The sequence below is a fragment of the Kitasatospora sp. NPDC058184 genome (assembly GCF_042883725.1).
Taxonomy (GTDB): domain Bacteria; phylum Actinomycetota; class Actinomycetes; order Streptomycetales; family Streptomycetaceae; genus Kitasatospora.
The window spans coordinates 26,401-45,659 of record NZ_JBHVVE010000042.1; the positions used below are offsets into that span (position 1 = coordinate 26,401).

17 protein-coding genes are annotated in these 19,259 nt (G+C 73.6%); 6 read left to right on the plus strand and 11 right to left on the minus strand.

Features of this window, described 5'->3' with window-relative positions:
- Positions 1-198: 198 nt before the first annotated feature.
- Entirely contained in the window at positions 199-1,815 is a 1,617-nt protein-coding gene (locus tag ACFVXH_RS40760; protein WP_380741188.1) for an LCP family protein, read from the plus strand.
- On the opposite strand, the gene ACFVXH_RS40765 is transcribed toward ACFVXH_RS40760, so the two are convergent.
- From ACFVXH_RS40765 to ssuE, 6 genes are all read right to left on the minus strand, one after another.
- The gene (locus ACFVXH_RS40765; protein WP_387831194.1) at positions 1,816-2,430 is read right to left on the minus strand and encodes an acyltransferase; all 615 of its coding nucleotides are present in this window, start codon (positions 2,428-2,430) and stop codon (positions 1,816-1,818) included.
- Between the two features lie 116 nt (positions 2,431-2,546).
- Positions 2,547-3,587 carry a glycosyltransferase family 2 protein gene (locus ACFVXH_RS40770; protein ID WP_049659498.1) on the minus strand — a complete coding sequence of 347 codons (1,041 nt, stop codon included), beginning with the start codon at positions 3,585-3,587 and terminating at the stop codon, positions 2,547-2,549.
- Positions 3,588-3,748: 161 nt separating this feature from the next.
- Positions 3,749-5,740, minus strand: coding sequence for a hypothetical protein (locus tag ACFVXH_RS40775; protein ID WP_380777150.1), 1,992 nt, complete (start codon positions 5,738-5,740; stop codon positions 3,749-3,751).
- Between the two features lie 215 nt (positions 5,741-5,955).
- Positions 5,956-8,526: an ABC transporter permease gene (locus ACFVXH_RS40780; protein ID WP_387831198.1), complete on the minus strand. Its 2,571-nt coding sequence runs from the start codon at positions 8,524-8,526 to the stop codon at positions 5,956-5,958.
- Between the two features lie 16 nt (positions 8,527-8,542).
- Positions 8,543-9,331, minus strand: coding sequence for an ABC transporter ATP-binding protein (locus ACFVXH_RS40785; RefSeq protein WP_049658694.1), 789 nt, complete (start codon positions 9,329-9,331; stop codon positions 8,543-8,545).
- 325 nt (positions 9,332-9,656) lie between these two features.
- Positions 9,657-10,211 (minus strand): NADPH-dependent FMN reductase, encoded by a 555-nt coding sequence (gene ssuE / locus ACFVXH_RS40790; RefSeq protein WP_049658692.1) that lies wholly within the window; start codon positions 10,209-10,211, stop codon positions 9,657-9,659.
- Positions 10,212-11,050: 839 nt separating this feature from the next.
- Here ssuE and ACFVXH_RS40795 point away from each other — a divergent pair.
- Both ACFVXH_RS40795 and ACFVXH_RS40800 read left to right on the plus strand, forming a co-directional pair.
- Positions 11,051-12,019, plus strand: coding sequence for an LCP family protein (locus ACFVXH_RS40795; protein WP_387831195.1), 969 nt, complete (start codon positions 11,051-11,053; stop codon positions 12,017-12,019).
- A 38-nt stretch (positions 12,020-12,057) separates the two neighbouring features.
- Positions 12,058-12,543 carry a hypothetical protein gene (locus ACFVXH_RS40800; protein ID WP_049650010.1) on the plus strand — a complete coding sequence of 162 codons (486 nt, stop codon included), beginning with the start codon at positions 12,058-12,060 and terminating at the stop codon, positions 12,541-12,543.
- Between the two features lie 31 nt (positions 12,544-12,574).
- On the opposite strand, the gene ACFVXH_RS40805 is transcribed toward ACFVXH_RS40800, so the two are convergent.
- Positions 12,575-13,156 carry a hypothetical protein gene (locus ACFVXH_RS40805; protein ID WP_049650011.1) on the minus strand — a complete coding sequence of 194 codons (582 nt, stop codon included), beginning with the start codon at positions 13,154-13,156 and terminating at the stop codon, positions 12,575-12,577.
- Positions 13,157-13,450: 294 nt separating this feature from the next.
- Complete coding sequence (locus tag ACFVXH_RS40810) at positions 13,451-13,945, minus strand: peptidylprolyl isomerase (RefSeq protein ID WP_049650012.1); 495 nt, start codon at positions 13,943-13,945, stop codon at positions 13,451-13,453.
- A 217-nt stretch (positions 13,946-14,162) separates the two neighbouring features.
- Here ACFVXH_RS40810 and ACFVXH_RS40815 point away from each other — a divergent pair, with 217 nt between their 5' ends.
- Positions 14,163-14,540, plus strand: coding sequence for a MerR family transcriptional regulator (locus ACFVXH_RS40815; RefSeq protein WP_049650041.1), 378 nt, complete (start codon positions 14,163-14,165; stop codon positions 14,538-14,540).
- A 28-nt stretch (positions 14,541-14,568) separates the two neighbouring features.
- Here the strand turns inward: ACFVXH_RS40815 and ACFVXH_RS40820 are convergent, their stop codons facing one another.
- The 3 genes from ACFVXH_RS40820 to ACFVXH_RS40830 all read right to left on the minus strand — a co-directional run bounded on the left by ACFVXH_RS40820 (position 14,569) and on the right by ACFVXH_RS40830 (position 17,073).
- Complete coding sequence (locus ACFVXH_RS40820; RefSeq protein WP_387831196.1) at positions 14,569-15,228, minus strand: class I SAM-dependent methyltransferase; 660 nt, start codon at positions 15,226-15,228, stop codon at positions 14,569-14,571.
- A gap of 51 nt (positions 15,229-15,279) precedes the next feature.
- Complete coding sequence (locus ACFVXH_RS40825) at positions 15,280-15,786, minus strand: GNAT family N-acetyltransferase (protein ID WP_380741194.1); 507 nt, start codon at positions 15,784-15,786, stop codon at positions 15,280-15,282.
- A 120-nt stretch (positions 15,787-15,906) separates the two neighbouring features.
- Complete coding sequence (locus ACFVXH_RS40830; protein ID WP_049650015.1) at positions 15,907-17,073, minus strand: acyl-CoA dehydrogenase family protein; 1,167 nt, start codon at positions 17,071-17,073, stop codon at positions 15,907-15,909.
- A gap of 286 nt (positions 17,074-17,359) precedes the next feature.
- Here ACFVXH_RS40830 and ACFVXH_RS40835 point away from each other — a divergent pair, with 286 nt between their 5' ends.
- Together ACFVXH_RS40835 and ACFVXH_RS40840 are read left to right on the plus strand one after the other, a co-directional pair.
- The gene (locus ACFVXH_RS40835; RefSeq protein ID WP_387831197.1) at positions 17,360-18,697 is read left to right on the plus strand and encodes a UDP-glucose dehydrogenase family protein; all 1,338 of its coding nucleotides are present in this window, start codon (positions 17,360-17,362) and stop codon (positions 18,695-18,697) included.
- A gap of 42 nt (positions 18,698-18,739) precedes the next feature.
- Positions 18,740-19,153: a CoA-binding protein gene (locus ACFVXH_RS40840; protein WP_049650017.1), complete on the plus strand. Its 414-nt coding sequence runs from the start codon at positions 18,740-18,742 to the stop codon at positions 19,151-19,153.
- The last annotated feature ends 106 nt before the right edge of the window (positions 19,154-19,259 follow it).

Genomic DNA, 19,259 nt, shown 5'->3' on the forward strand with positions numbered 1-19,259 from the left:
GCCCCGGGCCGGCCGCGCCGACCGATCCGGACGCTTCCGCAATTGGTCGGCCACGTACGGTATTTACCTCCGCATTGCCGGAACATGGCGGAGATCACACCGGGAACGACTCCCGCGTTCGGCTCGTCTACTGTGTCCGGATCGGCCCGTCCGTACGGGCGGTCCACAGCCGTGACCGGTCGAAGGTAGGGAACCCCCGTGCACGAGGAGCAACCGGAAACCGGACGGTACCGGGTGGACCCGGCCCCCGGCGTCCCCCGGCAGCGCCGCGGGGCCGCCGCACCGACCGCCGAGGAGCCCGCCGCACCGGCCCCGGAGGGCCGCCGGGACACCCGTCGGCGGGCCGCCGCGCTCGCCAGGCGCAGCCGGCGCCGACGCGCCCTCAAGTGGACGGCCGGGGCGGGCGCCCTGGTGATGGTCGCGGGCTGTGGCGGGGCGTACTACCTGTACCGGCACTTCAACGACAACCTGACCTCGGTCAAGGTCCAGCTGGGCGACGAGTCCGAGCGCCCGCCGGCCGCCGGGGACGCGCTGAACGTCCTGGTGATCGGCACGGACAGCCGGGAGGGCCTCGGCCGGGAGTACGGCGACGAGGGCAGCACCGGGCACGCCGACACCACCCTGCTGTTCCACATCGCCAAGGACCGCACCAACGCGACGGTGATCAGCCTCCCGCGCGACCTGATGCTGCCGATCCCGGAGTGCCAGAGCACCCAGGGCAAGAAGATCCCCGGCTCGGCGCGGGAGGAGTTCAACAACAGCCTCGGCCAGGCCGGGCGCGACGCGGGCTGCACCTGGAAGACCGTCGAGAAGAACACCGGGATCCGGGTCGACCACTTCGTGCAGGTCAACTTCGAGGCGGTGAAGAGCCTGTCCACCGCCGTCGGCGGGGTCGAGGTCTGCGCGGCCAAGGACATCAACGACTCCGGCTCCCACCTCAAGATGACCAAGGGCCGGCACGTGGTCCAGGGCGAGGAGGCGCTGGCCTTCGTCCGCACCCGGCACGCGGTCGGCCAGGGCGGCGACCTCACCCGGATCCCGCTCCAGCAGCAGTTCATCAGCTCGATGATCCGCAAGATCAAGAGCGACGACACCCTGACCAGCCCGACCAAGCTCTACAAGCTCGCGGACGCCGCCACCAAGGCGCTCACCGTGGACTCCGGCATCGGCAGCGTGGACAAGCTCAAGGACCTCGCGCTGGACATCGGCAAGGTCGACACCAAGAACATCACCTTCACCACCGCGCCCGTCCTGGACGACCCCAAGGACGAGAACCGGGTGATCCTCAAGCAGCCGGACGCCGGGCAGCTGTTCGCGATGGTCGCGGCCGACCGCTCGCTGACCGAGACCGCCGCCCCGCCCGCCCCCGAGGCACCGGCCGCCGACGCCTCGGCGGCCCCGGCGGCCCCGGCCCCCACCACGCCGGCCGCCACCCTCCCGGCGATCCACCTCAAGACCGCCCAGCTGACGGTCCGCAACGGCAGCGGCAAGCGCGGACAGTCCGGGCCGACCGTGGAGAAGCTCCGGGCGAAGGGCTTCGACCGGGCCGCGGTGGGCAGCGACGCACCGCCCGCCGACACCACCACGGTGTCCTACCCGAGCGGCATGGAGGCCGAGGCCGGCGCCCTGGCCGCCGCCCTCGGCCTGCCCGGCGACGCCGTCCGGCCGGCCGAGAAGTCCGACCCGAAGAACGGGCTGCTGCTGGTGCTCGGCAAGGACGTGCTGACCGCCCCCGCCACCCCGGCGGTGCCCACCGAGGCGCCCGAGGACCTCCAGCGGGTGCAGGCGGACGACACCGACGTCTGCGCCAAGTAGCTACAGCGGTACGAGGGTTCCGCCCTGCTCGCGGTAGCGCTCGGCGGTCCGGGGGCACTGCCAGCCGCCGTCCCCGGCGGGCCGCAGCGGCTCGCCGGCCCGGCCCACCCAGCCGATCCGGCGGGCCGGGACACCGGCGACCAGGGCGAAGTCCGGGACGTCCCGGTGCACCACGGCGCCGGCCGCGACCAGGGCCCAGCGGCCGACCGTCACCCCGGCGACCAGCACCGCCCGGCCGCCGATCGAGCAGCCGTGACGGAGCGTCACCCCTTCGGCACACCAGTCGAGTTGGCCCTTGGGGCGGCCGTCTGGGGTGACCGCGCGCGGGTACCGGTCGTTGGTGAGGACGGCGGCCGGGCCGATGAACACCCCGTCCTCGACCACCGCCGGCTCGTACACCAGCGCGTGGTTCTGCACCTTGACCCGGTCCCCGATCCGGACGCCGGGGCCGACGTACGCGCCGCGGCCGATCACGCAGTCCGCGCCGACCACCGCGTCCTCGCGGACCTGGGCGAGGTGCCAGACCGTCGTCCCGGCGCCGATCGCGGCCCGTTCGTCGACGTCCGCGCTCGGCTCGATCCGGGCCGCGCCCGACCCGTCCTCAACTGTCGCCATGCGCACCGACGATAGCGGTGCCGAGAAGGGTGCCGGACGGGTTCCGGGTGGTGCCGCCGAGGAGGCGTCGAGAAGGCGCCGGGGCGGCTGCCGAAACGAATCGGCGGATCCGCGGATCAGCCGGTCTTCGAGAGCACGTCCTTGGCGGCCGGGCCGACGCTGGCGATCACTCGCCGGGCCAGCGAGCGCGGTGAGGTCAGGAAGCCGAAGCCCCAGCTGAGGTGCATGGTCGCGAAGGCCACCGGCAGCAGCGCCTTGGCCTTGAACGACAGGCCGCGCCCCTCGACCGCCGCGCCGCCGAGGATGCCCAGCAGGTACGCGCCGGGCACCGCGAGGAAGGCCGGGTGGACGGCGGCGCCGAGCCCCAGCCCGAGCAGGACCGCCGCCAGCGCGGCCGGCGGGGCGAGGTAGCGCAGGTTGACCGAGCCCCGGTGGTAGCGGGTGACCACCCGGCGCCAGCGGCCGTAGTCCTTGTACTGCTTGGCCAGCGCCCGCACCGAGGGGCGGGGCCGGTACGTCACCTTGAGCTGCGGGGTGAACCAGACCAGGCCGCCGTCCTGGCGGATCCGGTAGTTCAGCTCCCAGTCCTGGGCGCGGATGAACTCCTCGTTGTAGCCGCCGAGCTTCTCCAGCACCTCGCGCCGGAACACCCCGAGGTAGACGGTGTCCGCCGGGCCGGCCAGGCCGCCGGTGTGGAAGGCCGCGTTCCCGACGCCGATCTTGGAGGTCATCGCGGCGGCGACCGCGTTCTCCCACTCGGTCTCGCCCTCGGCGTGCATGATGCCGCCGACGTTGGCCGCGTCCATCTCGCCGAGCAGCCGGACCGCCGTGGTGATGTAGCCGGGGGTGAGCAGGCCGTGGCCGTCCACGCGCACGACTATCGGGTGCCGGGAGCCCCGGATCGCGGCGTTCAGCCCGGCCGGCGTCCGGCCGGTGGGGTTCGCCACCGTCCGCACCCGCGGGTCCTCGGCCACCAGCTCGGCCGCGATCTCCGCGGTGCGGTCGGTGGAGGGGCCGAGGGCGATCACCACCTCCATCGGCCCGGGGTACTCCTGGTCCAGGATGCGCCGGACCGCCGTGCGCAGGTGACGTTCCTCGTTGAGCACCGGCATGATCACGGAAACAGCCGGCAGCTCCTCAGCAGCCTTGGTGTTCATCGGGGCCAACCGTACCGGTGCGGACGTGTCCTCGTCTTGTCCCGGTCCGGGCTGCCGGGGACGCCTCGCGGTGCCGCGCCGGTGCTGTGATCAAGAACACCGTACTCCCCCTTACGCGCAGGCCGGAAGCGGTGTGGATCCGGTGGCGGTCCGGGGTGGGTTCAGAGTGCGTAGTGGGCGACGGTGAACACCGCGTAGCCGGTCAGCGCGAGCCGGTTCACCAGGTGCTGGGGGCCGCCCAGCCGGTCCGGCAGGGCCTGTGCCGGGCGCAGGTCGGGGCGGTGGGCGGCGGTGGCGACGGTCCGGGCCACCGCGCCCGGGTCGTACCGGCCGCCGAAGAGGGCGGCCAGCCAGACCGCCGGGCGGCTGAAGAAGGAGAACTCCCGCCCGCCGTGCAGCCGGATGGTGAGCAGGTTCCGGTGCGCCGCCGCCGCCGAGATCTCCGCCCACCGGTAGCAGCGGGTGCGCAGCGCGGTGGCCACCCGCAGGCCGTTGCGGTCGGCGACCAGCTGCCAGGACAGCGTCTGGGCGCAGGCCAGGATCGCCAGCGAGCCGATCCACAGCGGGCGCAGCAGCCCCTCCCACCAGCCGTCGTCGTCGAGCAGCACCACGGCGGCGGCGACCACCAGGGCCGCCACCGGTCCGGCGGCCGCGCGCAGCGGCAGCGGCATCTCCCAGCGGCGGGCGGCCAGCGGCTCGGCGTCCGGACCGGCCGCCGGGGCGGCGGCGACGGTCTCGGCGGTCAGCGCGGCGACGGCCAGGTCGCGCTCGCGGTAGCGCCCGGAGCGCCGGCCGACGCGCGGGGGCCGGGCGGCGGGGGCGACCACGGCCGCCACCCAGTGCGGGTCGCCGTCCAGCAGGCCGGGGCGGACCAGGAGCTGGTGGTCGGGCCCGTCCGGGCCGCCGTACAGCACGGCGGGCACGCTGCGGCCGGCCCGGGCCAGCCACTCGGCAGCCTCGGCCGGGGTCGCCCGGTCGAACAGCTCCCAGTGCTCCTCCTCGTCCTCGTCGTGGTCGAGCACCGGGTCGGGGTAGTCGGCGTCCTCGTCCTCGGTCTCCAGGTGTTCGGGCACCCAGGCCGGGGCCGCGCCGTCCGGGGCGGCGTTCCGGGCCCAGCGGTAGCGGTCGCGCTCGACCAGCCGCCAGAGCCCGGGGCCGTCCGGCGGGCCGTCCAGCGGCAGCACCAGCAGGTCGCCGCGGGCGTCGGCGCGCACCCGGACGGCCAGCGCGGGGCCGGCGCCGGCGAAGGCGGGCCTGCCCCGACGGGCGCTCGCGACGGCGGCCGAGCCGAGCAGCACCAGGCCGGGCAGGGCGATCAGGCCGCCGGCGGCCAGCTGGCCGGAGACGTCGTAGTCGTCGCCCAGGGCGCGCACCGAGTCGCCGTCCACCAGCAGCGGGACGGGCTCGCCGGGCTGGGGTCGGCGCTGCCACCAGACGTCCAGGGCGGCGGTGCGCTCGGGGCCGCCGCCGGGCGGCTGGAAGCGGACGGTCAGCGCGCCGTCCCGGTCGCTCCCGTCCGCGGTGCCGGTCACCCGGGTGGCCCGCTCGGCGGCGCCGTCCGCCCGGGCCTGCGCCCAGAGGCCGTACACCGGGAAGGCCGCGGCGACCACCAGCAGCAGGACGCCGAGGGCGCGGCGCAGCACGGGCGGGCCGTCCCGGTGGACGGGCGAGGGCCCGCCGGCGGCGCTCCAGGGATAGGGGACGGGCGGGGCCATCAGCTCGTCCAGCTGCTGGCGGGCGCGGCGGCGGCCGGACTCGGCGCCGAGCAGGACGGCGGTGAGCAGCACGTGCAGCAGCACCGCCGACCAGCGGGCGACCGGGGTGACCAGGCCCTCCGGGAGGTACCAGAGCAACGCCAGGACGACCGGCGGGACGAGCACCCGGACCCGGGCCCTGGTGGCCAGCAGGACGATCTCGGCCAGCACCGACCAGCCGGCCAGCCCCGAGCCCCAGGTGTCCCGGCAGACGTTCTGGACGTTGCACCGGCCCACGTCCGGCTCCACCGCGCCGGCCAGGACCACGAACGCGAGCGGCACCAGCGCGAGCCAGCGGCCGTCCAGCCGCCAGGCGGTCCGGGCGGCGCGCCAGCGGGCGGCGGCCGCGCTGGTGAGGGGCGCTGCGCTGGGCAGGGGCGGGGCGTCCGAGGGGAGCATCGGACGATCATCCCAGCACCCGGGAAGCGGACGGTACGCCCGCCGGACCGGCCCGGACCTGCGGGGGCGGGGCACGGCGCAGGGGCCGGGCGCTGTGCGCACCCGGCCCCTGTCCCCCGTGCCCCCCGGTCCCCCGTGGGTCCCCCCGTTCCCCCGTTCCCCGCGGGTCCCCCCGTGTCCCCCGTGGTCCGGGCCCGGCGCCCCCCGGCGCCGGGTCAGTCCGTCGCGATGGCCGCGAGGACGTTCATGCGTCCGGCCCGGAAGGCCGGGACGAGTGCGGCGAACAGGCCGATCAGCACCGAGGCGACCAGCGTGACCGCCACCGTGACGGTCGGGACGGAGAGCGTCCCGAGGCCCTGGTCCCGCAGCACCCGCTGGGCGGTGACGCCCCAGCCGAGGCCCAGTCCGGTGCCGAGGACGGCGCCGAACACCGCGATCACCACGGACTCCAGCCGGATCATCCGGCGCAGCTGGCGGCGGGAGAGCCCGATCGCCCGCAGCAGGCCGATCTCGCGGGTCCGCTCGACCACCGACAGCGCCAGGGTGTTGACCACGCCGAGCACCGCGACCGTGATCGAGAGGGCGACCAGCCCGTAGATCAGGTAGAGCAGGGTGTTGATCTGGGACTGGGCGAGCTCCTTGTAGCCGGCCCGGTCCTTGATGGTGAGCTGCGGGTACTCCTTCAGCCCGTCCTCCAGCGCGGTCAGCGTCCGGTCGACGTCGGCGCCCGGGGAGGCCTTGGCGAAGAAGGTCCACACCGGCGGCTGCTCGGCGGCCGGGACGACCTTCTCCATGGTGTCCATGGCCACGAAGGAGCCGTCGCCGAACAGCTCGCCCTTGCCGAAGACCGCGCCGACCGGCACCGTCTGGGTGCGGCCCTGGCCGTAGTCGACGGTGACCTGGTCGCCGACCTTCAGGCCGTGGTCCTTGGCGAAGGCGGCGCCGATCCCCAGCGAGCCGCGCTGGAGCGAGTCCACCGCACCGGAGTCGACGGTCGGCCGGAAGTCGGTGCCGAAGAAGGACGGCGGCACCGCGGTCAGCGGGGTCTTGGCCTTCTGCCCGTCCGGCAGCTGGACCTTGGCGGCGAAGAACCGCTGGGTGGTGACGTGGTCGATGCCCGGGGTCTTCCGGACCGCGTCCGTCATCTCGGGGGTGATCGCGGTACGGCCGCCGGAGACGATGTAGTCCGCGCCCACCGACTTGTCGATCTGCGCGCTGGTCGAGGTGACGGCCGAGGAGCTGAACACCGCGGAGGCGATCACCAGCGCCAGGCCGATCATCAGCGCGGCGGCGGTGGCGCCGGTGCGGCGCGGGTTGCGCATCGCGTTGCGCTGGGCGAGCCTGCCGGACGGGCCGAACAGCGCCGGCAGCAGCGCGCCGAGCACCCGGACGACGGCCGAGGCCAGCAGCGGGCCGAGCACCACGAAGCCGATCAGGGTGAGCACCACGCCCAGGCCCAGGTACCGGCCGCCGGTGGCCGCCTTCTCCGCCCCCGCGCCGAGCACCAGGACCGCGCCGCCGCCCGCCGTCAGCAGCAGGCCGAGGCCGGTGCGGACGAGGTTGGCCCGGGCCTCCGCCGGGGTGCCGTGGTCGCGCAGCGCGGCCATCGGCGAGATCCGGCTCGCCCGGCGGGCCGGGAACCAGGCCGCGACCAGGGTGACCACGATGCCCAGCGCGTACCCGGCGACGAACACGTCCGGCCCGATCTGCAGGTCGGCCGCCTCCAGGTCCATGCCGATCGCCGTCATCAGCTTGATCAGGCCGACCGCCACGCCCAGGCCGGCCGCGACCCCGAGGGTCGAGCCGAGCACGCCCAGGATCAGCGCCTCGACCAGCACCGAGCGGTTGACCTGCCGCCGGCTGCCGCCGATGGCGCGCAGCAGGCCGATCTCCCGGGTGCGCTGGGCGACCAGCATCGAGAAGGTGTTGACGATCAGGAAGGCGCCGACGATCGCCGAGACGAAGGCGAAGCCGAGCATCGCGTACTTCATGAAGCCGAGGCCCTTGCCGACCTGCTCGCTGCGGTCGGCCTTCTGCTCGGCCGCCGTCTTCACCTGGTACCCGCCGCCGAGCTGGGCCAGCGCGTCGGCCTTGAGCCGGTCGTCGCCGCGGCTGCCGTCGCCGTACGCCTCGACGGTGCTGAAGGCCGGCCCGCCGAGCAGTGCCTGCTGGGCGGTCGGGGTGTCCAGGAAGCCGAGCGCCGCGCCCGGGTTGGTGGTGGTGAAGGTGCCGATGCCGACGATGGTGAAGTCGTGCCGGCCGAGGGGGTTCTCGACCCTGAGCGTGTCGCCGAGGGCGAGCTTGGCCTTCTTCACGGTGTCCGCGTCCAGCAGCAGCTCGGTCGGGCCGCGCGGCGTGTGGCCGGAGGTGACCTTCAGCGGGTTGCCCGGGGTGTCGGTCCAGTTGCCGAGCAGGGTGGGCGCGCCGGTGGTCGGGCCGACCAGCTTGTTGGTGGCCGGGTTGATCATGACGGCGTTCTCGACCAGGACCTGGCCGACGGCGCTCTTCACCCCGGGCAGCGCGGCGACCTGCCGCTCCAGCGCGACCGGGACGGTCGGCGGCTTGACGGCGGCCTGCTGCTCCTCGTCCTCGGCCGGCTTGGGCGGCTGGACCGAGACGTCGGAGGAGGTCGCGGCGAAGAGCTTGTCGAAGGTGCCGGTGGCGGTGTTGGAGAACACCAGGGTGCCGGAGACGAAGGCCACCGACAGCACGACGGCGATGAGCGAGAGCGCCATCCGGCCCTTGTGGGCGAGGAAGCTCCGCAGTGAGGTCTTGAGCAGCATGATGGTGTCGTCCCGCCGCTCAGCTGGTGCGCTTGCCGTCGAAACGGCGCATGCGTTCGAGGACGGAGTCGGCGGTGGGCGCGTACATCTCGTCCACGATCACGCCGTCGGCGAGGAAGAGCACGCGGTCCGCGTAGCCGGCGGCGACCGGGTCGTGGGTGACCATCACGATGGTCTGGCCCAGCTCGTCCACCGAGCGGCGCAGGAAGGTCAGCACCTCGGCACCGGACCGGGAGTCCAGGTTCCCGGTGGGCTCGTCGCCGAAGATGATCTCGGGGCGGGCGGCCAGTGCCCGGGCCACCGCGACGCGCTGCTGCTGGCCGCCGGAGAGCTGGGCGGGGCGGTGCTTGAGCCGGCCGGACAGGCCGACCGTCTCCACCACCTGGTCCAGCCAGGCCTGGTCGGGCCTGCGCCCGGCGATGTCCATCGGGAGCGTGATGTTCTCCAGCGCGTTCAGCGTCGGGAGCAGGTTGAAGGCCTGGAAGATGAAGCCGATCTTGTCGCGCCGGAGCCTGGTGAGCTGCTTGTCCTTCAGGCCGGTGATCTCGGTGTCGCCGATCCGGATCTGCCCGGAGGTGACCGTGTCGAGGCCCGCCAGGCAGTGCATCAGGGTGGACTTGCCGGAGCCCGACGGCCCCATGATCGCGGTGAACCGGCCGCGCTGGATGTCGACGTCGACCGCGTCGAGCGCGGTCACCCTGGTCTCGCCCGAGCCGTACGCCTTGGTGACCTGACGGGCCGACGCGGCGACGGCGGGCGCCCCGCCGGGAAGCTGGGGGTCGTACACGGCTGCTGCTGCCGTCGTCACTGGGACACTCCTAAGGAAGATGCGCTCACCCGTTGGCCCCCAGCCTCACGGGCCCGCCCGCCGCGCGACATGGCGCGGGCGGTAGTCCTCGACCGGGAGTTGTCTCCACCCTCCCGGTGGACCTGGCCACCGGACCCGGCGCAACCGGGCCGCTTCCTGGCGGGTGGGGATGTGTGAACCACGTTAGGAGTCGGCGGCGGAGCGCTCGTCATCCGCCGGAATGAAGCCTCTCAACCAAGGTTCTACGGGCCACGGAGCGGCTCCCCCTAGGGGTCGCCGCGGCCCGTCTCGGGGACGCCCCGTACGGGCCGGCGGCGACGGTCCGTCAGCTCGTCAGCGCGGGTGCGGCCAGCCGCTCCAGGGCCGTGGCGAAGCCGTCCACGACCGGGGCCAGCAGCGTCTCGGTCTCGCGCTCCACCAGGGTCGTCCCGTCCTCCCGGGCGGTGATGTGGCGGTCGAGCACGAACCAGCCCTGGGTGATGTGGCCGGCGCCCATCGAGCTGAGCACCGGGCGCAGCGCGTAGTCCACCGCGAGGACGTGCGCGGGCGAGCCGCCGGTGGCGAGCGGCAGGACGGCCTTGCCGGCCAGGGCGTACTGCGGGAGCACGTCCAGCAGGGCCTTCAGCAGGCCCGAGTAGGCGGCCTTGTAGACGGGGGTGCCGACGACCACGCCGTCGGCGCGGGCGAACAGCTCGGTGACGGCGACGATCTCGGGGTGGTCGAAGTCGCCCGACAGCAGCGCGTGCGCGGGCAGGCTGCGGGCCTCGAAGGGGACGACGTGGTGGCCGCGCTCCGCCAGCCGCGCGTCGACGTGGCGCAGCAGGCGGGTGGTGCGGGAGGTGGCGGACGGGGAGCCGGAAACGGACAGGACGACGGCCATGGGTTTCACCTCTGGCTGGAAGCGGGGCGGCGCGGTGCGGCGGAGTGCGGCGGCGGGGGAAGGCGCCGCGGTGGGGGCCGGTACCGGGGGCGGTGCGGGAACGGTGCGGGGGGGGCGTTGCGGGGCACCGGGGCGCTACGTCGGCGGACGTGCGGGGCCTGCGGGGAGTACGGGGACCCGACGGGCGCGTGTCAGCCGCGACAGAGCGAACAGGCCACACCGCGCCGCAGGTCGACGTGCCGCCGACGCGTGAGTGCCCAACGCTGATCCATGCCTGGAATGCAAACACGCTGTGTTCGAGCTGGTCAAGAAACGTTTCAGCCGCTGGAACGGCGGGTGTCCGGATGTTTCGGCGGAACGATTCGGGGCGTGCATCAAAACTGCTACAAGAGGCCTGGTGGGCCCCCCGGGGGGAGTCAGCCCGACCGGGGTCGGGCATCCTCGTCGGCATGAACACGTGGCAGGAGGGCCGCCCGGGGGGCGGCGGGAACCCGTACGGCGGCAGCGGTGGAGGCGGCTCGGCCGAGCCGCCGCTGCCGTCCTCGCTGAACCCGCGCGGGCCGGGGGCGGCCGCGCCACGGCAGCCGCGACAGCCCGGGGGGCAGCCGGGGCAACCGGGGCAGTCCCGGCTGGGCGGCGTCCCGCCGCAGGGGGCCGGCGCACCCGGCGCCCGTCCCGGCGGCCCGGGGCGCCCCGGTGGTCCCGGCGGCCCGGGCGGGCCCGGCGGTCCCGGTGGCCAGGGTGGCCAGGGTGGTCAGGGCCGCCCCGGCGGTCCCGGCGGCCCGGGCGGCACCCGCCCGCCCGGTGCCCAGGCCCGGCGCTGGCCGCGGCGGCGGATCGTGAAGTGGTCCGTCTTCGGCCTGCTGATCGCCGTCATGGTGACCGCCGTCTCCACCTGGTTCTGGGCGGACTCCAAGCTCAACCACGAGAACGTGCTCGCCGACTACCCCGGCCGCCCCGCTGCGGGCAAGGGCACCAACTGGCTGATCGTCGGCTCCGACAGCCGCCAGGGCCTCACCGACTCCGAGCAGGACGACCTGCACACCGGGCACGACACCGAGGGCAAGCGCAGCGACTCGATGATGATCCTGCACGTCGGGGACAACGGGAACACCCTGATGAGCATCCCGCGCGACTCCTGGGTGCCGATCCCCGAGCACCCGGGCAGCAACGGCAAGCCGGTCAAGGGCACCACCGCGAAGATCAACTCGGCCTTCGGCAACGGCGGCGGCCGCCTCCTGGTCCAGACCGTCGAGCAGAACACCGGCATACGGATCGACCACTACGCCGAGATCGGCTTCGGCGGTTTCGTCGGCATCGTCGACTCGATCGGCGGCGTCGAGATGAAGATCGACCAGGACGTCAAGGACAAGGACTCCGGGCTCGACCTCAAGGCCGGCGACCAGACCCTCACCGGCAAGCAGGCCCTGGCCTTCGTCCGCCAGCGCCACCAGATGGCCGACCAGGACCTCGGCCGGATGCGCAACCAGCAGAAGTTCCTCGGCGCCCTCGCCCACCAGGCCGCCTCCCCGGGCAACCTGATGAACCCGTTCACCTTCTATCCGCTGGTCGACTCCGCGCTCGGCACCCTGATCGTCGACGAGGACTGCGGGCTGACCGACCTCGGCTCGCTCTTCCTCGCCATGAAGGACGTCAACGGCGGCAGCGGCAAGTCGCTGACCGTGCCGATCGGCAACCCGGACTACCGGACCAAGACCGGCGAGTCCGCCGTGCTCTGGGACGCCGGCAAGTCCAAGCAGGTCTTCGACGCCTTCAAGAACGACACCGCGGTGCCGGAGTTCAAGTAGTCGGCCACTTCGCGTGACCGCTCCACCACAATGAGTGGATGCCACTCGTCACCGCACTGATCCGCCGCCGTCGCCACCGCCTCCTGGGCCGCCTGGTCCAGGAGGCGCTCGCGTTGTACGGGATGGAGGTGCCCGCCGCCTGCGAGATCGGGCCCGGGCTGATGGTCTTCCACCGCGGCTTCGGCACCGTGCTGCACCCGTACACCACCCTCGGCGCCGGCGTGACGCTCTACAACGGCGTGACCATCGGCCGGGCCGACCCGTGGGTGCCGCAGGAGGAGAGCGCGATGCGGCGGGTGGTGGTCGAGGACGGGGCGGTGCTGTGCGCGGGCGCCAAGGTGGTGTGCAAGGAGGGCGTGCTGACCGTCGGCGCGGGCACCGTCGTCGGGGCCAACGCGGTGCTCACCCGCTCGACCGGCCCCGGCGAGATCTGGGCCGGCGCACCGGCGCGCAAGGTGGGGACGCGGGCGGGCGACTGGGGGCCCGCGGCGGCACCGGCCCGGCCCGCTCCGAGCCCCGCCTGAACCCGCGGGGGTACGGGACGTGCCATGCGGCCTATACGTACGGCAGCAGGCCGGTGCCGCACTCCGGGAAGCGGACCAGCCACTCCCCCTCGCCGCCGGCCGCCTCCTCGGTCGCGCCCGAGAAGCCGTAGTGGATCGGCTGCCCGTCGCCGCCCAGCCACCGCGCGTGGGTCAGCTGCACCGACAGCGAGGCCGGGCGGTGCGCGGCGGCGGCCGCCGATACGGGCGGCGCGGGCTGCTCCAGCACCAGCTCGTGCTCGGTCTCGCCCGGCCGGAAGGTCACCACGGTCTCGGTGCCCGGGCGGCGCGGGAAGGCGCCAGCCGGGTCCGTCCAGTACGCGGCGACCATCACCGCGAGGGTGCCCTCCAGGCTGCCGGTGTCCGGCCGCACGTACTCCTCGTCCGCGATCCAGCGGGAGTGGTGGCGGACCTCCTCCGGACCCCACCGCTCGTCCCAGCGCACCCAGTAGCCCGCCACCCGCTTGACGGTCATGCCCTCGCGGGCGACCCGGACGGCGAACCGCGCCGGGCCGACCGGCTCACAGCCGGCCAGGGAGACCACCGTCACCTGTTCGTAGGTCACCTCGCCGTCGTCGGCGCCCTGCTCCATCATCGGTCAACCACCTTGCCGCAGAGTCGAGTTCGGCCGCGGCTGGGGCCGCGTCCGAATCGAGCGTAGGGCTCCGGCGCAGGCAGGCCGCACGATTGCCCGGTTCCGGCCCGGACGGCCGCGCTCCGGGCTACCCTGCCCGCCGCACGGCGGCGCCCGGCGCGAAAGGGGGCGGGAACCGGGCGGCGTCCGGGCGCGGGCGCGGGTACGGGGGCGGACGCGAAACCGCCCCGGAGCGGGAGATCGGAAGATCCGACGTCCCGCTCCGGGGCGGTGCGTGCCAGGTGGCGGCGGTGCTTAGGCGACCACGCCGGACTTGGCGATGGTGATCTTGGCCGAGGTGCGGCCGCTCTGCGAGCCGAGGCCCTCGATCTTCTTGACCAGGTCCATGCCCTCGAGGACCTCGCCGAAGACGACGTGCTTGCCGTCCAGCCAGTCGGTGACGATGGTGGTGATGAAGAACTGCGAGCCGTTGGTGTTGCGGCCGGCGTTGGCCATCGACAGCAGACCCGGGCGGTCGTGCTTGATCTTGAAGTTCTCGTCGGCGAACTTCTCGCCGTAGATGCTCTTGCCGCCGGTGCCGTTGTGGTTGGTGAAGTCACCACCCTGGAGCATGAAGGCCGGGATCACGCGGTGGAAGCCGGAGCCCTCGTAGCCGAAGCCGTTCTGGCCGGTGGCCAGCTCGCGGAAGTTCTGGGCGGTCTTGGGGACGACGTCGTCGTAGAGCTTGAAGACGATCCGGCCGGCCGCCTCGCCGTTGATCTCGATGTCGAAGAAAACGTTGGAAGACATGCAGGGATCATGGCACGATCGCCTGTTCCTCGCGCGTCACCCCCGGTCGGGCCGGGCCGGACACCGCTGTGTTATCCGGTTCCGCCCCCCGCGCCGGGACCGGGAAGCTACCATCGATGTCAGGTTTCCGGGCGGCCCGATCCGCGACGGCGGGCGGGGCCGGTGAACGGCGACGGCGGACGGCGACGGCGGCACGGGACGGGACGGGGTGGACGGCATGCGGATCGGCGAACTGGCCCGGCGGACGGGTGTGAGCGAGCGCTCGCTGCGCTACTACGAGCAGCAGGGCCTGCTGGCCGCCCGCCGCACCGAGGGCGGCCACCGGGAGTACCCGGAGGCCGCCGTCGACCGGGTGGTGCACATCCAGGAGCTGTTCGCGGCCGGACTGCACAGCCGGACCATCTACAAGATCCTCCCCTGCATGCGGGACTCCGACGGCAGCCCGAACGAGATCGCCACCCCGCTCCTGGTCGAGGAGCTCACCGCGGAGCGCCAGCGGATCGACCGGACGATCGACGACCTGCTCCGCTCCCGCGAGGTGCTGGACGAGGTGATCGCGACCGCCTCCGGGCAGCCGTCGGCCCCGGCCGCCTGACCTCCATACCCTCGGCGCGGCCTCCGATTCAGCCCCCGGCCACCGGCTTGCGGGCCAGCAGGTAGGCCTGCGGGGTCCTCTCGTCGCCCTCCGGCTCCCGGACCGTACGGGAGGTGACCGGCAGGCCGGCCTCCCGGGCCAGCTCCTCGACGTGCTCCGGCCGCAGCCGGCGGAAGTCCAGCGACACCGGCTGCCCGAACGGCCGCTCCAGGTACAGGGGCCGGTCGCCGACCTGGAAGGCGAGCATCAGGTGGCCGCCGGGGGCGAGCACCCGGGCGAACTCGGCGAACACCTCGGGGAGCCGCTCCGCCGGGGTGTGGATGATCGAGTACCAGGCCACCACGCCGGTCAACTCCCCGTCCCGGAAGGGGAGGTCGAACATCGAGCCGACGCTGAACGGCACCTCCGGGTGGGCCTTCCGGGCCAGCTCGACCATCCGCGGCGAGAGGTCGATCCCGTGCACGTCCACGCCGAGGCCGTGCAGGGGCCCGGTCATCCGGCCCGGGCCGCAGCCGACTTCGGCCGTCCTGCCGTCCGGCCGCTCGGCGCGGACCAGGTCGGCGAAGAGCGCCAGCATCGCCCGGTCCATCGGCATGCGGTCCAGCGCGTCCCGGAAGAGATCGGTGTACTCGGTGGCGACGGCGTCGTAGAACGCCCTGGTCTCGGTGAGGAAGCCCGGCTCGGTCATGGCCCCGGACCCTACCCGGCGGCCGCCGGACCGCGGCAGGCCGTGGCGGTCCTACAACTCCCGTTCGGCGACGGCCTGGTCGCCGCTGAGCTCACCGGTCGGGCGGAAGCCGAGGCGGGCGTAGAACTCCGCCGGGCCGTCCGGGCCCGGGTGGTAGGTGACGGTGGCGCGGATGCCGCCGCGGCGGCGGATCTCGGCGCAGACCTGCTCGACGGCGAAGCGGCCGTACCCGCCGCGCTGCTGCCCGGCGTCGACCAGCAGCCGCCACAGGCCGGAGCGGGGGCGGTCGCCGGGGTGGTCGGGGTGGAAGACGATGTCGAAGAAGGCCATCACGAAGCCGACCGGCCGCCCGTCCTCCAGGATCAGCCGGGGCCAGGCCGTCTCCCCGTACGCGTACGCCTCGGCCAGCGACTTCACCACCGGCGCCACCAGGTGCTCCTGGTCGGGGCGGACCCGCAGGGCGAGGGCGGCGTCGATGTTCCCGGGGGTGATCGGGGCCAGGCTGAGCGTGGCGGGCGGTGCGGACGGCGTGGTCGTCGCGGCGGGCGTGGAGGACATGGCGGGCAGCCTACGGAGCACGGCCGCCCGCCGTCGCACGGTTTTCCGGCCCCCGACCGCGGACGGGCGGTCGGGGGCCGTGGCTGTACGCCGGTGCGTGCCGGTGCGTGTGTGTGCGCGTTACGGGAGGTTGCGGGCCATCACGATCCGCTGGACCTGGTTGGTCCCCTCGTAGATCTGCGTGATCTTCGCGTCCCGCATCATCCGCTCCACCGGGTAGTCCCGCGTGTACCCGTACCCGCCCAGCAACTGCACCGCGTCCGTCGTGATCTCCATCGCCGCGTCCGACGCGAAGCACTTCGCCGCCGCACCGAAGAACGTCAGATCCGCGTCCCCCCGCTGCGACTTCGCCGCCGCCGCATACGTCAACTGCCGCGCCGCCTCCAGCTTCATCGCCATGTCCGCCAGCATGAACTGCACACCCTGGAACTCCGCGATCGCCTTCCCGAACTGCCGGCGCTCCCGCACATACCCGTTCGCGTAGTCCAGCGCACCCTGCGCGATCCCGATCGCCTGCGCGGCGATGGTGACGCGGGTGTGGTCCAGGGTCTTCATCGCCGTCGCGAAACCCGTGCCCTCCGCACCGATCATCCGGTCCGCCGGGATCCGCACGTTGTCGAAGTACACCTCACGCGTCGGCGACCCCTTGATACCCAGCTTCTTCTCCGGCGCACCGAAGGACACCCCCTCGTCGCCCTTCTCCACCACGAACGCCGAGATGCCCTTCGACCGCTTCTCCGGATCCGTCACCGCCATCACCGTGTAGAACTCGGACACCCCCGCGTTGGTGATCCAGCGCTTCACACCGTTCAGCACCCAGAAGTCCCCGTCACGCACCGCCCGGGTCTTCATCCCCGCCGCGTCCGAACCCGCCTCCGGCTCCGACAGGCAGTACGAGAACATCCCCTCGCCCCGCGCCAGCGCCCCCAGGTACTTCGCCTTCAACTCCTCCGAACCCGACAGCTGCACCGGCAGCGACCCCAGCTTGTTCACCGCCGGGATCAACGAGGACGACGCGCACACCCGCGCCACCTCCTCGATCACGATCACCGTCGCCAGCGCGTCCGCCCCCGCACCGCCGTACTCCTCCGGCACGTGCACCGCGTGCAGGTCGTTGCCCCGCAGCGCGTCCAACGCCTCCTGCGGGAACCGCCCCTGCTCGTCCACCTCCGCCGCGAACGGAGCGATCTTCGCCTCGGCCAGCGAACGCACCGCCTCACGGAGCATCCCGTGCTCCTCGGAGATCCGGAAGAGATCGAAGTCAGCCGCCCCTGCGCTGCCCGCCATGATGCCTGCCTCGTCGTTCAGTGACCGACGCCCGGGCGAGGCCCGATCGAGGTCCGATCGACGCCCGGTGCGAGTCGAATCCGCGGTTAACTACCGTTCAGTAGAGATCCTAGGGCGCCGACCTGCGGCTGCCTAGCGTCCAGCGGCCGCCCGGTCGTTCATGTCCGCGCCCCGGGGGCGACCGGCGGGGCGGCCCCTCCGGCGTGCAGGTGATCCCGGGGCGCCCCCGGCGGGCGGATAGCATCAGGGCATCCGTACTGGTCGCGTCCGCATCCAAGGAGAACCCGTGACCCTCCGCATCTCCGTGATCGGCACCGGCTACCTCGGCGCCACGCACGCCGCCGCGATGGCCGAGTTCGGCTTCGAGGTGCTGGGCCTGGACATCGACCCGGACAAGATCGCCATGCTGACCGCAGGGCGGGTCCCGATGTACGAGCCCGGGCTGTCCGAACTGCTGCTCAAGCACGTGGCAGGGCACGAGGGTTCGACCGGACGGCTGCGCTTCACCACCTCCGCCCGGGAGGCCGCCGAGTTCGGCGACGTGCACTTCATCTGCGTCAACACCCCGCAGCGCAAGGGCGAGTTCGCCGCCGACATGTCGTACGTCGACACCGCGCTGGACGAGCTCGCGCCGCACCTGACCCGCCCCGCCCTGGTGGTCGGCAAGTCGACCGTCCCGGTCGGCTCGGCGGCCCGGCTGGCCGAGCGGCTGGCCGCGCTGGCGCCGATCGGCGAGGGCGCCGAACTCGCCTGGAACCCGGAGTTCCTGCGCGAGGGCTTCGCCGTGCAGGACACCCTGCGGCCGGACCGGATCGTGGTCGGCGCCCACAGCGAGCGGGCCGAGCGGCTGCTGCGCGAGGTGTACGCGGAGCCGATCGCGGCCGGGGTGCCGTTCATGGTCACCGACTACGCGACCGCCGAACTGGTCAAGGCGGCCGCCAACTCCTTCCTGGCCACCAAGATCTCCTTCATCAACGCGATGGCCGAGGTCTGCGAGGCGGCCGGCGCGGACGTCACCCAGCTCAGCAAGGCGCTCGCCTACGACGAGCGGATCGGCGGCAAGTTTCTCAACTCCGGCCTCGGCTTCGGCGGCGGCTGCCTGCCCAAGGACATCCGCGCGTTCATGGCCCGGGCCGGCGAACTCGGCGCCGACCAGGCGCTGACCTTCCTGCGCGAGGTCGACTCGATCAACATGCGGCGCCGCTCCCGGATGGTCGAGCTGGCCCGCGAGCAGTGCGGCGGCGGCTTCCTGGGCCGCCGGGTCGCCGTCCTCGGCGCCGCCTTCAAGCCCAACTCGGACGACATCCGGGACTCCCCCGCCCTCAACGTGGCCGCCCAGATCCAGCTCCAGGGCGCCCAGGTCACCGTCTACGACCCCAAGGCCGTGGACAACGCCCGCAAGATGTTCCCCTCCCTCGCCTACGCCCATTCCGCCCTGGAGGCAGCCGAGGGCGCCCACGTCGTCCTCCACCTCACCGAGTGGTCCGAGTTCCGCGAGCTGGACCCGGCCGTCCTCGGCGCCGTGGTCGCCGAACGCCGCCTCCTCGACGGCCGCAACGTCCTGGACGCCGAGGCCTGGCGCGCCGCCGGCTGGACCTACCGCGCCCTGGGCCGCCCGAGCTGACCGGGCAGGAATCCCGCACCGCCGCCCGGCGTTCCCACCGGCATGACGAGCTACGGCGACGACGCGGCGGTCCGCGAGATCCTCACCCGCACCGGTGACACCTGGGCGGTGGTGGGCCTGTCCACCAACACCGCCCGGGCCGCGTACGGGGTGGCCCGGGTGCTCCAGGAGTACGGCAAGCGGATCGTGCCCGTGCACCCGAAGGCCGAGACGGTCCTCGGCGAGCGGGGCTACGCCTCGCTCGCCGAGATCCCGTTCCCGGTCGACGTGGTGGACGTGTTCGTGAACAGCGCGCTGGCCGGGGAGGTGGCCGACCAGGCGGTCGCCGCCGGGGCGAAGGCGGTCTGGTTCCAGCTGGGCGTGGTGGACGAGGCCGCCTACGGGCGGACCCGGGAGGCCGGGCTGGCCATGGTGATGGACAGGTGCCCGGCCATCGAGATCCCGCGCCTCGGTTAGGGCCTGTCCGTCTAGGGCCTGTGTGATGTTGTGATCAATCTTCGGGTTCTGCCCCGCTCTGGGGCAGAACCCGGTAGGACTGTTGGATGTGACGCGCAGGCAACTC